This window comes from Polaribacter glomeratus (genome assembly GCF_002954665.1).
Classification (GTDB): Bacteria; Bacteroidota; Bacteroidia; order Flavobacteriales; family Flavobacteriaceae; genus Polaribacter; species Polaribacter glomeratus.
This window is the reverse complement of the sequence record NZ_MSCM01000002.1, coordinates 718,745-732,608: the sequence shown is the minus strand read 5'-3', so window position 1 is coordinate 732,608 and position 13,864 is coordinate 718,745. Positions and strand designations below refer to the sequence as shown.

Sequence of the window (13,864 nt, the reverse complement as noted above, 5' to 3'; positions counted from 1 at the left end):
ATCCACAAATTATGTTAAAAACATTTATTGAAAGACCTGTACTTTCAACGGTAATTTCTATTATTATAGTTGTACTTGGTATTATAAGTATCACAAGCTTACCAATAGAAGAATACCCCGATATTGCACCACCAACAATTAAAGTAACAGCATCGTATGCAGGAGCCAATGCAGAAACAGTTTTAGAAAGTGTAATTATACCCATCGAAGAGCAAATAAATGGCGTAGAAGGTATGACCTACATTACCTCTACTGCATCTAATAACGGAACTGCAGAAATTACCGTTTATTTTAAGCAAGAAATGGATGCAGATATTGCTGCTGTAAACGTTCAAAATCGTGTAGCAAGAGCAAATCCTTTATTACCGCAAGAGGTTATTCAAACAGGAGTTACCACACAAAAGCAAGAAACAAGTGCTTTAATGTTTATTTCAATGTATTCTGATACTGAAAATTACGATGCTACATTTATTCAGAATTACTTAAAAATAAACGTTATTCCTGCCATGCAACGTATTAGCGGTGTTGGTGATGTTAGTGTATTTTCTCAACAAGATTATGCAATGCGTATTTGGTTAAAACCAGAAAAATTAGCCGCATATAAATTAATACCTTCGGATATCGCAGCCGCTTTAAAAGAACAAAATTTAGAAGCTGCAGCAGGCTCTTTAGGCCAAAATAATGGCGAAGCTTTTTCATATACATTAACCTACAGTGGCCGTTTTAAAGAAGTAAAACAATATGGGGATATTGTTATCAAAGCATTGGGTAATGGAGAGTTTCTTCGATTAAACGATGTTGCAACCATAGAATTAGATGCACAATCCTACTCGTCTAATGCAATGAGTTTAGGAAATCCTGCAGTATTTATGGGGATTTTTCAAACCAAAGGTTCTAATGCTAGAGAAATTATTGAAAACATTAAAACCACTTTAGAAACAGTTAAAAAAGACCTTCCAGAAGGATTAAATGTTTTTGTTCCTTATGACACAAGTCTATTTTTAAATGCTTCCATAGAAAAAGTAATCACCACTCTATTAGAAGCTTTTCTACTCGTGTTTTTAGTAGTATTTCTATTCTTACAAGATTTTCGTTCTACCTTAATTCCGGCAATTGCAGTACCTGTTTCTATTATTGGTACATTCTTTTTCTTGAATATTTTTGGATACTCTATAAACCTATTAACGCTATTTGCATTAGTGCTCGCCATTGGTATTGTGGTAGATGATGCTATTGTGGTTGTAGAAGCGGTGCATGCAAAGATGGATGAAGGCGAAAAGAATCCAAAAAAAGCAACATTAGTAGCTATGAACGAAATTTCTGGCGCTATTATATCGATTACATTAGTAATGGCTGCGGTATTTATTCCGGTAACTTTTGTAACCGGACCAACTGGTGTATTTTACGAACAATTTGGAGTAACCTTAATCATCGCAATACTTATTTCTGCAGTAAATGCTTTAACCTTAAGTCCTGCATTATGTGCACTATTATTAAAAACACATAAAGAAGATGAAGCGTTAAAAGGTAAAAGTCCCTTAAAACGTTTTTACACGCTTTTTAATCGCGGCTTTAGCGCAACCGTAGAAAGATATGGTAAATCTCTTCAGTTCTTATATAGAAAGAAATGGATACCTGTTTTACTCTTAGTTTTAGCAATTGTAGGCATTTTCTGGGCATCAAAAACAACACCAACAGGTTTTGTTCCTAATGAAGATAGAGGTATTATTTTTGCAAATATAGAATTACCCGCAGGTGCTTCTTTAGATAGAACAAATGCGGTATCAAAAGATTTATATAAAAAAATAAAAGATATAGATGGTATTGTTGCAGTAAACTTTATTAAAGGGAGAAGTTTAATTAGCGGTGCTGGTAGTAATTATGGTTTCGGAATAATAAAATTAGCGGATTGGAGTGATCGAGAAGATCCATCTTTGTCTGTAGAAGCAATTACAGGTAAATTATTTGGTGTTGTATCTACAATGCCAGAAGCAAATATTATTTTCTTCTCACCACCAAGTATTCGTGGTTTTGGAAATTCTGCCGGATTTGAAGTAAATCTATTAGATAAATTTGGCGGAGAGTTTACCGATTTAGACAAAGCTAATAAAGAATTTGCGATGGCTTTAATGAGTCATCCAGAAATTAAGTACGCACAATCCTCTTTCAATACTAATTATCCGCAGTACGAAATGGAAATTAATGTGCCTTTAGCAAAAGAAAAAGGAGTTCCTATTAATAGTATATTCTCAACTTTACAAGGGTATATTGGTGGTGTTTATGCTTCTGATTTTTCTCGATTCGGAAAACAATTTAGAGTATATATTCAAGCATTACCAGGAGACAGAGCAGATGTAGATGATTTAAATAGCATGTATGTAAGAACAGATTCTGGCGAAATGACGCCCATTACGCAGTTTGTAAACTTAAAACGAGTATATGGCCCACAATCGGTAACACGTTTTAATTTATTTAATTCTACCGCTATCACAGGGGCAACAAACGAAGATTATAGTACAGGTGATGCTATTAGAGTTATTGAAGAAGAGGTAACGAAACTACCAAGTAATTATACAGTTGCATATTCTGGTTTAACACGAGAGGAAGTAAATGCAGGAGACCAAACTACGTTTATTTTTATCTTAAGCATCTTATTTGTGTACTTCTTGTTAAGTGCGCAATATGAAAGTTATTTATTGCCATTGGCAGTAATATTCTCTATTCCGTTTGGTGTATTTGGTGCCTATTTAAGCACCAAATTTTTCGGATTAGAAAACAATATTTATTTTCAGATTGCCCTGATTATGTTAATTGGTCTGCTCGCTAAAAATGCCATCTTAATCGTGGAGTTTGCGGTTCAAAGACGAAAAAACGGAGAAACTATTGTTGATGCAGCTATCAACGGAGCAAAAGCACGTTTACGTCCTATTTTAATGACCTCGTTTGCTTTTATCTTAGGATTAATGCCATTGGTGTTAGCAAAAGGTGTGGGTTCCGAAGGAAACAATTCTATTGGTACAGGTGCTGCAGGCGGAATGTTAATAGGAACTGTTTTAGGAGTATTTGTAATTCCTATTTTATTTATATTCTTTCAATGGTTGCAAGAAAAAGTTTCTAGCAAACCAGCAGTTATCGCTCAACAAAATGAAGATTAAATATATGATATCAATTATAAAAAATAAAAGCCTTCAAAAAGGTCTCATTTTAGTTGTAATGGGTTTTACATTGCAAAGTTGTTTTGTTGCTAAAGAATATAAAAGACCAGAAATTACAGCAACAGAGAACTTGTACAGAACAGATAATTTGCCATCAGATAGTATATCTATGGCAGCTATATCTTGGAAAACCTTGTTTACAGACTCGTATTTAAAGAAGTATATCGAAGAAGGACTTCAAAATAATATGGATGTTCGTATTGCTATTCAACAAATGGTAGCTGCGCAAGCGTATGCAAAACAAGCTAATTCCAGTTTTTTACCATCCGTTAGTATCGGCGCAAATGCTACACATCAAGAACTTTCTAGAAATAGTCAATTTGGATCCTTATTTAGCGGAGGTATAGATCAGTATGATATTACTGCAAATCTATCTTGGGAAGCAGATGTTTGGGGAAAAATTAGAAGTAATAAACGTGCTTTTGCAGCAAATTACTTGCAAAATGTTGCGGCACATCAAGCGGTAAAAACAGAATTAATTGCTAGTATCGCTATTACTTATTATCAGCTTTTGGCTTTAGATGCGCAATTAGAAATCACAAAAAAAAGTATTGAATCTCGCAAAAATGGTGTGGAAACCATCAAGGCTTTAAAGGATGCTGGTTTAACAAATCAGGTTGCTGTAGATCAAAATATTGCACAATACAATAATGCAAGAGCATTAGAAGTAGATATTGAAACCGCGCTTTTTAAAACTGAAAATACATTGAGTATTTTACTAGGAAAAAACCCGCAAAAGTTTGAAAGAGGTAGCTTAACAAAGCAAACCATAGATACCGATTTAAAACTAGGTGTTCCTTCAACTTTATTAAGTAACAGACCAGATGTAATGGCTGCTGAGTATAATTTAATTCAGTCTTTCGAATTAACCAACGTAGCTCGCAGCAACTTTTATCCTTCCTTAAAATTAACAGCTTCTGGAGGTTTTCAAAGTTTAGAGTTAGATAGATTGTTAAATGTAAACTCTTTGTTTGCAACAGTTTTAGGAGGCTTAACGCAGCCTATATTTAACAAAAGAAGCTTAAAAACACAAAAAGAAGTTGCTTTAGCCCAACAAGAACAATCGGTACTTCGGTTTAAAAAAGCCTTATTAGTTGCCGGTAGCGAAGTATCTAACGCTTTATTTACTTACAAGTCCGAAACTAAAAAATTCGAGTTTAGAAAAAATGAAGTTGAGGCATTGCGCCAAGCAGAACAGCATTCTAATGAGTTACTTAAAAACGGATATGCAACCTATTTAGAGCTATTAACCGCTAGCCAAAGTGCTTTAAACGCAGAGCTTACTATAATTGACAGCCAACTAAAGCAATTAGTATCAATTGTAAATTTATATGAAGCTTTAGGTGGAGGTTTAAAGTAATTCTTAGATAAAATACCTTAAACTTTATCAAATTTGGAAGCAAGCTTTTTTCTATAAAACAGCTTGCTTCTCAACTTAAACTCTCTAAAAATCGTTCGTTTCGAGTGGATATTAAAAAAGAGTATCTTCGCAAAAAATCTAAGTAGTTTTTAGTTTATCAAAGTACAAATACGCAAACAAATTGTTTTCTTGATTATTTTTTATGAAAAAAGACATTCAAATACCCGAAGTTACCAACGTAGAAATTGCCGTTGTTTATGAATATAATGATATTTATAAAACAGATGACTGGAATGTGTATATCATCAATAATAAAAATGTTGATTTAGAAATGATTGTTATTGTTACTCAGGGTTTTTCTGATACAAAAATAACCTCTTTGTTCCGTAAAAAAATTGATGTACTACCAGCAAACTCTTTTGCTAAAATAGAACTCATTCAGCCCGAATTATTCGCACTAAACAACCGTTTTCAAGTTACTTTTTTTGAAGGAAATACCTTGTTCGAAAAAACATATCTCTTTAAAGAAAACACGATTAAAGGAGGGGCTTTGCGTACAATTACTGCGCTAAAAAAACGTGGAATTTTAGCGAGCTAGTCCTTAAAAAATGCAGCAACGCAGCACTCCAACCAAACTCTTTTAGCATTCTTATACAAATTCTAACTCCTTTTAAAAGTTAGCACAAAATTGTATTAAGTAGTCGCTTAATTTAATTAAACTGATGTACGCCTTTAGTTGAGAGTTGCCCAATTTTAACACACGCCCACCTTTATTTAGTGCATTTCATGCATGATAAAAGACAAAGTCACCTAATTGAATCATAAAACCGACAAGATTAACCACAAAGTCACCTAGTTTGATACCAAAATGGCCCAACTTAACAACAAAACCCTCAAGATCGAAGACAAAGCCACCTAGTTTAATGATAAAGCATCATAACTTAAACACAAAACATTCTTATGTTGCGCAACTTGTTTGTAAATCAACCAAAAAGTGTCTGTAAAAGCCGTTAATTAGCCCATAAAACCAATAATCAAATACATAATGGTTGTAATTGCACCGCCAACCAACGCATAAGGTAACTGCGTTTTTACATGATCTATATGATCGCTGGCGGAAGCCATTGAAGAAATAATAGAAGTATCCGAAATTGGCGAACAATGGTCTCCAAAAATCCCTCCTCCTAAGGTAGCCGCAACCACAATTGTTATATCTGCTCCATGAATTGTTGCCATAGGCACAGAAATAGCCAACATAATGGCAAACGTTCCCCAAGAAGTTCCGGTAGAAAAAGCTATGAAAGAACTAATAATGAATACAACGGCTGGTAACAATTCTGGAGACAACCACTCTTTCGTGGCATTTGCTACATAGATTCCCGTTTCTAATTCTTTACAAGCGTCGCCAATTGCAAACGCTAACAGCATCAGCAAAGCCAATGGCATTAACTCGCTAATTCCTTTTAAAGTTAACTCGATCGCTTCTTTAGGTTTCATAATTCCTTGAATAAAATACATCACCATTGCCACTAATAAAGAGGTAATTACTGCGTATAAGACGGATGACGAACCAGAACCTTCGCCAATTGCTTGCGAAGCATGATTTAAAAAGGAGGTAGATTCTTTAACCGCACTCCAACCTGTATACATTAAATTAATGGGCATCATACAAACCATAACCAAAAGCGGCACAATCATATTATACGCTTTGGCAGGAATACCTTCTTTCGGCGGAAAGGAGGTTACGGCATCCGAAACCATTGGTGTTGAATCTGGATTCATTAACTCACCGGTTTCCTTAGTTCTTTTCTCCGCTTTTTTCATCGGACCAAAATCTTTCTTAGAAAAAATCACAATAAACACCATCGCAATGGCAATCAAAGGATAAAAGTTATATTTAATAGATGCTATCATCACAGCAAATGGTTTCTCGATTCCTTGCGTTAGCAAAAGCCCCATAATGAACGCGCCCCAAGCATTAAACGGAATTAAAATGGATGAAGGCGCAGAACTTGAATCTGCTATATATGCCAGTTTCTCTCTCGGAATCCCTAATTTATCAAAAATTGGTCTGTATAAAGTTCCCACGGTTAAAGAACTAATACTCGTTTCTACAAACAACAGCAAACCAGTTACAGTTGCTAAAACCTGCACCATTACTCTGCTGTACCCTGTTTTTTTCTCTTCTAATTTTACCAATCGTCTGTTTAAAATATTGATAAAACCCTCTACTCCTCTAGAATATTGAATAAATATCAACAACGCACCAACCAATGCACTAAACATAATCGTTCTTGTATTTCCTTCGGATTGAAAAACGTTTACCATGCCTTCAATCATCCCTAAAGTACCGTCTAAAAGATTCCATCCTTTAATAATCAACCAAGAAAACCAGATTCCGAATAACAAAGCAATGTATACTTGTTTGGTTTTTAACGCTAAAATAATGGCAACAATTGGTGGTATTACTGATAGAAATCCATATTCCATAAAAAGAGTGTTTATTTTGGTTAAAGGTAATAATTTATATACATGTTATTTTGTAAATTGCTGTTCATCTTTTACAATCCAAATGTCAAAAAAATATATTCTTGCTTTAGATCAAGGAACTACGAGTTCTCGCGCTATAATTGTTGATGAAAAAGGAACTATTGTTGGCATGGAGCAGCAAGAAATTCAACAAATATTTCCTAAATCTGGTTGGGTAGAGCACGATGCTTTAGAGATTTTAGAAACGCAGTTATCAACTTTAAAAAAAGTAATCCAAAAAGCAACTATTAGCAATGTTGATATTGTTGGTTTAGGAATTACAAACCAAAGAGAAACAACTGTTATTTGGAATAAAAACACCGGAAAACCTATTTATAACGCTATCGTTTGGCAAGACAAAAGAACTGTAGCTGTTTGTGAAACATTAAAGAAAGAAGGATTAGAAAAGCATATAAAACAAACTACAGGTTTAGTAGTTGATGCGTATTTTTCTGGAACAAAAATTCATTGGATTTTAGAAAATGTACCGAAAGCAAGAAAAGAAGCAGACAAAGGAAATTTACTTTTTGGAACCATCGATTCTTGGTTATTATGGAATTTAACGGATAAAAAAGTACATGCAACAGATTACAGCAACGCATCAAGAACGATGCTTTTTGATATCAAAAACTTATGTTGGGACGATACAATTTTAGCAGCCTTAAACATCCCTAAATCGATTTTACCAGAAGTAAAACCATCTTCTTTTCATTTTGGTGATTATGTTTTAGATGGACATCAAATTCCGATTGCAGGAATTGCAGGCGATCAACAAGCCGCTCTTTTTGGACAAGCTTGTTTTAAAAAAGGCGAAGCAAAAAACACCTACGGTACAGGTTGTTTTTTATTGATGAATACGGGTACGGAACTTCAGTTTTCTAAAAACGGTTTGTTAACTACCATTGCATGGGGGATTGACAATAAAGTCTATTATGCTTTAGAAGGCAGTGTTTTTGTGGCTGGCGCTGCGATACAATGGTTAAGAGACGGTTTGCAAATTATAAAATCTGCAGAAGAAAGTGAAGCTTTTGCAAAAGAAGTTAAAGGCGAAAACCCAGTCATTGTTGTACCTGCTTTTGCGGGTTTAGGCGCTCCTTATTGGGATATGTATGCAAGAGGTGCTATTTTTGGTTTAACACGCGATACAGGTAAAAATCACTTAATAAAAGCCACTTTGCAATCGTTGGCTTATCAAACAAAAGACTTATTAGTTGCCATGCAAAATGATGCAGAAACGCCGTTAACTTCTTTAAAAGTAGATGGTGGCGCAAGTGCCAATAATTTATTGATGCAGTTTCAAGCCGATATGTTAGATGTTGTTGTTGAGCGTCCTAAAATTACAGAAACAACCATTATGGGTGCTGCTTATTTAGCAGGAATTTGCGTGGGCTTATGGAAACAAGAAGAAATTTTATCGCATCGAAAAATAGAGCAAGAATTTACACCAAAATATACATCAGAAAAAAGAGAACGTTTATATAAAAAGTGGTTGAAAGCATTAGAGCGCTCTAAAGATTGGATTGATTAATTTTAGTTTAAAAACTGTTTTACCGAGAAAAAAAGAGTGTTTGTCTAAAAAATTTCTTTTTTACGTGCTTCTACCCTTTTTTTGTAGCAAATAACTATAAATTCATACTTATGAAAACTAGAAACGTACTTTTAGGAATTTGCTTCATATTATTTACTTCTTGTGTGGTAAAATCGTTACATCCTTTTTACACCAAAGAAACCATCTCTTTTGATAAAAATTTTATTGGTGACTGGAGAGATTCAAAAAATGGAACTTGGAAAGTTGTTTCATTTATAAGTGAAATGACCAAAGACAATCCAGTTGCTAAAATGAAAGAAGATGATTTAAAAATCTATAAAGAGTATAAAAATAGCTATTATATTTTAAGAGAATTTGAAGGCAAGAAAGTGCTTTTTATTGCTACACCGTTTAAAATTAACCATCAAAAATTTTTAGATTTTTTCCCTTTAGATCATCAAGAAGATATAGATAATTTATTAGAGAGTCATTCTGTTTACACGCATAGTTTGGTAAAATATGATGTTCAAAAAAACGGTGAAATAGAAATAAAATGGCTAGATGAAGACAAAATTAAAACACTTTTTAAAGAACAAAAAATTAAAATAAAACACGAAACGTTTGGTTTAATAAATGAAGACTATTTGCTAACCGCTAACTCTAAAGAGTTACAAAAATTCGTTGAAAAATATATGGCTTCTGCCGATGTTGAAAAATGGGAAACCTCTACACAATTTACATTACATAAAGTAAATGCAAGAAACTAAATCTCTTTTAACAAAAACAAATACACACCATATAGTAGTTTTTAATACTATTTTATGGTGTTGTACTTTTCTAATACTATTGTTTCTTTTTTCTGGAAGCTCATCACCCTCAAAAATAGATTATATCTACACAGCTAGTTTTATTTTTACACTGGTAATTCCTAGTTGTATTAATTTATATTGGTTGGTTCCAAGATATCTTAAAAAGGAAAAATATGCGTTTTTTGGTGCCCTTTTTATTTTAAACCTTTTGGTTTTTGCACAACTAAATCCGTGGCTTTTTAATGTGTTGGTTGCAAACTTTTTTAGCGATTATTTCTTTATTTCTTATCATAATACCATAGAAATCTATTTTATTTTTTCGGTGTTTTTTATCCTTTCTGTTCTTGTAAAACTTGCAGAAGATTGGGTTTATTTAAATCAATTAGAAAACAAAACACTTAAAATTCAGAAACAGCAAATAGAAAATCAGTTGTATTATTTAAAAGGTCAGATAAATCCGCATTTTTTATTTAATTCTTTAAACGTTTTGTATTCGTTGGCAATTGATGAAAAAAAAGAAATTACCAATGCCATTTTACAATTATCAGATATTTTAAGGTATGCTATTTATGATGTAAATGCTGATAAAATAACGATCAGAAAAGAAATTGAATTACTTCAAAATTACATCGAATTTGAAAAAAATAGACATGTAAATGATTCTACAATTTCATTTAATTTTAAAGTTGATGAAGATTTAGAAATCTACCCAATGTTGTTATTGCCTTTGCTAGAAAATAGTTTTAAACACGGATTAAAAAGTGGTGTAAAAAATCCTTATATTGATATACAATTATCAGCCAAAAACAAGAAAATAACTTTTGAAATTTCTAATAATTTTCAAAAAAACATACATTATAACTCAAAAACAGAAACCGGAATTGGTCTAAAAAACATTAAAGAAAACCTAGCCATTATTTATGCTGATAAACATCTTTTTTCGGTTGAAAATACTGAAACTATTTTTACAGTAAAACTAACAATAGATCTAAAAAAATGAATGTAAGTTGCTTAATAATTGATGATGAACCTTCTTCGCAAAACGTGCTAAAATCATTTATACAAAAAATTGAGTATTTAGAGTTGGTTCATGTTTGTAATAATGCTTTAGAAGCTTTAGAATATTTAAAAAACAACACGGTAGATTTAGTTTTTTTAGACATAAATATGCCACAACTTTCTGGAATCGATTTTTATAAATCACTTAAAAATCCGCCAAAAGTAATTTTTACAACGGCTTATTCTGCCCACGCTTTAGAGGGTTTTGAAGTTGATGCAACAGATTATTTACTAAAACCTTTTTCATTTCAGCGTTTTATAAAAGCAGTTACAAAAGTTAAAGATTTAAATGATGTTAAAATAGATTATATCATAGTAAAGGCCGACAAAAAATTACATCAGATAAAAATAGAAGACATTTATTTTATTGAAGGTTTGGGAGATTATATTAAAGTTCATTTAAAAAATAGCTTTTTAGTAACTTATAAATCCTTAAAAATGATGCATAATTCGCTGCCAAAGTCTATTTTTATAAAAGTTCATAAATCGTTTATCATCAATAAAAATAAATTAGATTATATAGAAGGAAATTTAGCAATCATTAACACAAATAAAATACCTTTAGGACAAAAATATAAGCAAGAATTTCTTGATCATTTTAATGTTTAAATATGTCTAAGTTTTACAAAAAAATCACTTCAAAACTTCAAAAGTTTATTGAAGCCCAAAAAATATTCTTTGTTGCAACTGCACCAAATTCAGGTAGAATAAATTTATCTCCTAAAGGAATGGATTCTTTTAGAGTACTTGATGAAAACCGAGTTTTATGGCTAAGTGTTACGGGAAGTGGCAATGAAACTGCCGCTCATTTGTTAGAAAATGAGCGTATTACAATTATGTTTTGTTCTTTTGAGAAAGTGCCAAACATTTTACGTTTATATGGAAAAGGAAAAGAAATTAAACCAACAAGTTCATCTTGGAACGAATTAATTTCACTTTTTCCAATAACACCTGGAACGCGTCAAATTTTTGAAATAACAATACAAACCGCTCAAACTTCTTGCGGAATGTCGATTCCGTTTTTTGAGTTTAAAGGAGAAAGAAACGACTTAAATGATTGGGCTGCAGAACAAGGTACAGAAAATATTGAACACTATTGGAAAGACAAAAATCAATCAAGTATTGATGGTTTACCAACCAATATTCTAAAATAAAACCCTTAAATACTGCCTATCTTTTTAATCGCAACCGTAAAACTAACTAAATCGTTGTCTTTTATAACTAATTGAATTGCTTCATTGCATAATTTATCGACAGTGTCAACCGGAAAATGTAATCCTATAGCAACTTTACGTAATAACACAACCTGCAATTCATTTACCTCACCGTCAGCAACAATCATTTTTGTTAAAAAGAATAAACGCTCAATTCTTTCTTCGTAATTTACAGGAGGATTTATTGGAAATTTATCTGGATTCTCTAAAATAATTTTAAACTCTTCTGTAGTAATATGTAATTTCTTTGCCGATTTAATTAACAAAGCTTCTTCTTCTTCGCTAATTTTACCGTTTGCTTTTGCCATTTTTACAATATTGGAAAAATGACCTATTTCTTGTTTGTGCTTTCCGCTAGAATATAAATCTGATATTGACATTTAAAAATAATTAAATGGGTTAAATTATTGCTTTTTTTGTACTTTGTTGGCAAATATAATCTTTTCGTTAAACTAGCAAACATTTTTAACTTTTTCTATGCACAATTTTTCATATTTCAACAGAGAAAATATCACCAAAGAGTTACAAACCAAAGAGTTCGATGTTTTAATAATTGGCGGCGGAATTACAGGTGCAGGAATTGCTTTAGACGCAGCCTCGCGTGGAATGAAAGTTGCCTTGATAGAAAAAAACGACTTCGCTTCTGGTACAAGTAGCAAATCAACAAAACTAATTCATGGAGGTTTGCGCTACTTAAAACAATTCGATTTTTGGTTGGTAAAAGAAGTAGGCACAGAGCGTGCAATTGTACACAAATTAGCACCACATTTAGTAATTCCAGAAAAAATGATTTTACCTTTAATTGATGGCGGAACCTATGGTTCTTGGTTAACATCTATAGGTTTAAAAGTCTACGATATTCTGGCTTCTGTAGAAGGAGAAGACAAACGCAAAATGCTTACAAAAAAAGAGGCGCTAGAAAAAGAACCTTTACTGCCTAAAAAGATTTTAAATGGCGCTGGTTATTATGCAGAATACAGAACTGATGATGCTCGTTTAACAATCGAAGTGTTAAAAACAGCGTTAAATTATGATGCAAAAATTATTAATTATACCGAAGCTACCCAATTTATTTATGAAGAAAATAGAGTAGTTGGTACCACTGTAAAAGATGCGTTTTCTAGCGAAAATTACTCAATTAAAGCGAAATACGTAGTAAATGCTTGCGGGCCTTGGGTTGATGAATTACGCCAACTAAACAATTCTAAAATTGGGAAACGCTTACACTTAACAAAAGGAGTACATTTAGTAGTTGCACATGAAAAATTACCTGTAAAGCAATCTGTATATTTTGATGTGCCCGATGGCAGAATGATGTTTGCAATTCCGAGAGGAAAAGTTACCTACTTTGGTACCACAGACACCAATTTTCAAAAAGATAAAGACCATATAAAAACAAGTATTGTTGATGCATCTTATTTAATATCGGCCGTTAATAATATGTTTCCAAAAATAAATTTAACACTAGAAGATGTGCAATCTTCTTGGGCTGGTTTGCGTCCTTTAATTCATGAAGAAGGAAAATCGGCATCAGAATTGTCTAGAAAAGATGAGATTTTTGTTTCTGATACAGAACTGATTTCTATTGCGGGCGGAAAGTTAACTGGCTACAGAAAAATGGCAGAACGTATTGTCGATTTAGTTGCTAAGAAATACAACCGTCGTTTTGACAAGGAATTTGAAGACGTAAAAACAGAAAAATTAGTGCTTACAGGCGGAACTTTTAAAAACTTTAATGAAGTAAAAAGCTATACAGATGCTATCTATAATAGAATTGCAGAAGTAGATTTTTCTCAAAAAGATGCCGAATATTTAGTATATAATTATGGCAAGCAAACAGATCTTATCTTAAAAAAGTTTGATGAATTTACAGAAGAGGATCAACAAAAAAAAATGATAAAAGCAGAGGTTTGGTTTACCATAAACTATGAAATGGCTTGCAATTCTACAGACTTTTTTATGCGAAGAACTGGCAGATTGTTTTTTGACAAACCAAGTGTAGATTTATACAAAGAATATGTTACGCAACTGTTTGAAAAACAGCTTCATTTAGATGAAAAAACAAATGCAAAAAATGTTAAAATGTTAGATGAAAATTTAACATCAATTTTAACTTTCAATTAAAAAAATTATTACATTTGACACGATTT

General features: G+C 32.4%; 11 protein-coding genes. 9 read left to right on the top strand and 2 right to left on the bottom strand.

The genetic code is table 11. The annotated features are described in order from the left end of the window. The first annotated feature begins 11 nt into the window (after window positions 1-11). From BTO16_RS13215 to BTO16_RS13205, 3 genes are all read left to right on the top strand, one after another. The gene (locus BTO16_RS13215; protein WP_105022140.1) at window positions 12-3,155 is read left to right on the top strand and encodes an efflux RND transporter permease subunit; all 3,144 of its coding nucleotides are present in this window, start codon (window positions 12-14) and stop codon (window positions 3,153-3,155) included. Between the two features lie 4 nt (window positions 3,156-3,159). Then, entirely contained in the window at window positions 3,160-4,575 is a 1,416-nt protein-coding gene (locus BTO16_RS13210; RefSeq protein WP_105022912.1) for an efflux transporter outer membrane subunit, read from the top strand. A 202-nt stretch (window positions 4,576-4,777) separates the two neighbouring features. Further along, a complete protein-coding gene (locus BTO16_RS13205; protein ID WP_105022139.1) occupies window positions 4,778-5,173 on the top strand; it encodes a hypothetical protein in 396 nt (131 codons plus the stop codon). A gap of 416 nt (window positions 5,174-5,589) precedes the next feature. On the opposite strand, the gene BTO16_RS13200 is transcribed toward BTO16_RS13205, so the two are convergent. Beyond that, complete coding sequence (locus BTO16_RS13200; protein ID WP_105022138.1) at window positions 5,590-7,065, bottom strand: Na+/H+ antiporter NhaC family protein; 1,476 nt, start codon at window positions 7,063-7,065, stop codon at window positions 5,590-5,592. Window positions 7,066-7,147: 82 nt separating this feature from the next. Here BTO16_RS13200 and glpK point away from each other — a divergent pair, with 82 nt between their 5' ends. From glpK to BTO16_RS13175, 5 genes are all read left to right on the top strand, one after another. After that, entirely contained in the window at window positions 7,148-8,632 is a 1,485-nt protein-coding gene (gene glpK, locus BTO16_RS13195) for a glycerol kinase GlpK (protein WP_105022911.1), read from the top strand. 110 nt (window positions 8,633-8,742) lie between these two features. Further along, window positions 8,743-9,399 (top strand): hypothetical protein, encoded by a 657-nt coding sequence (locus tag BTO16_RS13190; RefSeq protein WP_105022137.1) that lies wholly within the window; start codon window positions 8,743-8,745, stop codon window positions 9,397-9,399. Then, on the top strand, window positions 9,386-10,441 hold the full coding sequence (locus BTO16_RS13185) for a sensor histidine kinase (protein WP_105022136.1): 1,056 nt from the start codon (window positions 9,386-9,388) through the stop codon (window positions 10,439-10,441). Before BTO16_RS13190 ends, BTO16_RS13185 begins: the two co-directional genes overlap by 14 nt. Next, window positions 10,438-11,109, top strand: a complete 672-nt coding sequence (locus BTO16_RS13180) for a LytR/AlgR family response regulator transcription factor (protein WP_105022135.1) — start codon at window positions 10,438-10,440, stop codon at window positions 11,107-11,109. The genes BTO16_RS13185 and BTO16_RS13180 overlap by 4 nt, the downstream gene beginning before the upstream one ends. A gap of 2 nt (window positions 11,110-11,111) precedes the next feature. After that, window positions 11,112-11,654 (top strand): pyridoxamine 5'-phosphate oxidase family protein, encoded by a 543-nt coding sequence (locus tag BTO16_RS13175; protein WP_105022134.1) that lies wholly within the window; start codon window positions 11,112-11,114, stop codon window positions 11,652-11,654. Window positions 11,655-11,659: 5 nt separating this feature from the next. Here the strand turns inward: BTO16_RS13175 and BTO16_RS13170 are convergent, their stop codons facing one another. After that, window positions 11,660-12,094, bottom strand: coding sequence for a tellurite resistance TerB family protein (locus BTO16_RS13170; RefSeq protein WP_105022133.1), 435 nt, complete (start codon window positions 12,092-12,094; stop codon window positions 11,660-11,662). Between the two features lie 97 nt (window positions 12,095-12,191). Between BTO16_RS13170 and BTO16_RS13165 the strand changes: the two genes are divergently transcribed. After that, window positions 12,192-13,838, top strand: coding sequence for a glycerol-3-phosphate dehydrogenase/oxidase (locus BTO16_RS13165; RefSeq protein WP_105022132.1), 1,647 nt, complete (start codon window positions 12,192-12,194; stop codon window positions 13,836-13,838). The last annotated feature ends 26 nt before the right edge of the window (window positions 13,839-13,864 follow it).

Coding starts and splice junctions, on each gene's coding strand:
- BTO16_RS13215 (WP_105022140.1), top strand. CDS start 12: ATGTTAAAAACATTTATTGAAAGACCTGTACTTTCAACGGTAATTTCT.
- BTO16_RS13210 (WP_105022912.1), top strand. CDS start 3,160: ATGATATCAATTATAAAAAATAAAAGCCTTCAAAAAGGTCTCATTTTA.
- BTO16_RS13205 (WP_105022139.1), top strand. CDS start 4,778: ATGAAAAAAGACATTCAAATACCCGAAGTTACCAACGTAGAAATTGCC.
- BTO16_RS13200 (WP_105022138.1), bottom strand. CDS start 7,065: ATGGAATATGGATTTCTATCAGTAATACCACCAATTGTTGCCATTATT.
- glpK (WP_105022911.1), top strand. CDS start 7,148: ATGTCAAAAAAATATATTCTTGCTTTAGATCAAGGAACTACGAGTTCT.
- BTO16_RS13190 (WP_105022137.1), top strand. CDS start 8,743: ATGAAAACTAGAAACGTACTTTTAGGAATTTGCTTCATATTATTTACT.
- BTO16_RS13185 (WP_105022136.1), top strand. CDS start 9,386: ATGCAAGAAACTAAATCTCTTTTAACAAAAACAAATACACACCATATA.
- BTO16_RS13180 (WP_105022135.1), top strand. CDS start 10,438: ATGAATGTAAGTTGCTTAATAATTGATGATGAACCTTCTTCGCAAAAC.
- BTO16_RS13175 (WP_105022134.1), top strand. CDS start 11,112: ATGTCTAAGTTTTACAAAAAAATCACTTCAAAACTTCAAAAGTTTATT.
- BTO16_RS13170 (WP_105022133.1), bottom strand. CDS start 12,094: ATGTCAATATCAGATTTATATTCTAGCGGAAAGCACAAACAAGAAATA.
- BTO16_RS13165 (WP_105022132.1), top strand. CDS start 12,192: ATGCACAATTTTTCATATTTCAACAGAGAAAATATCACCAAAGAGTTA.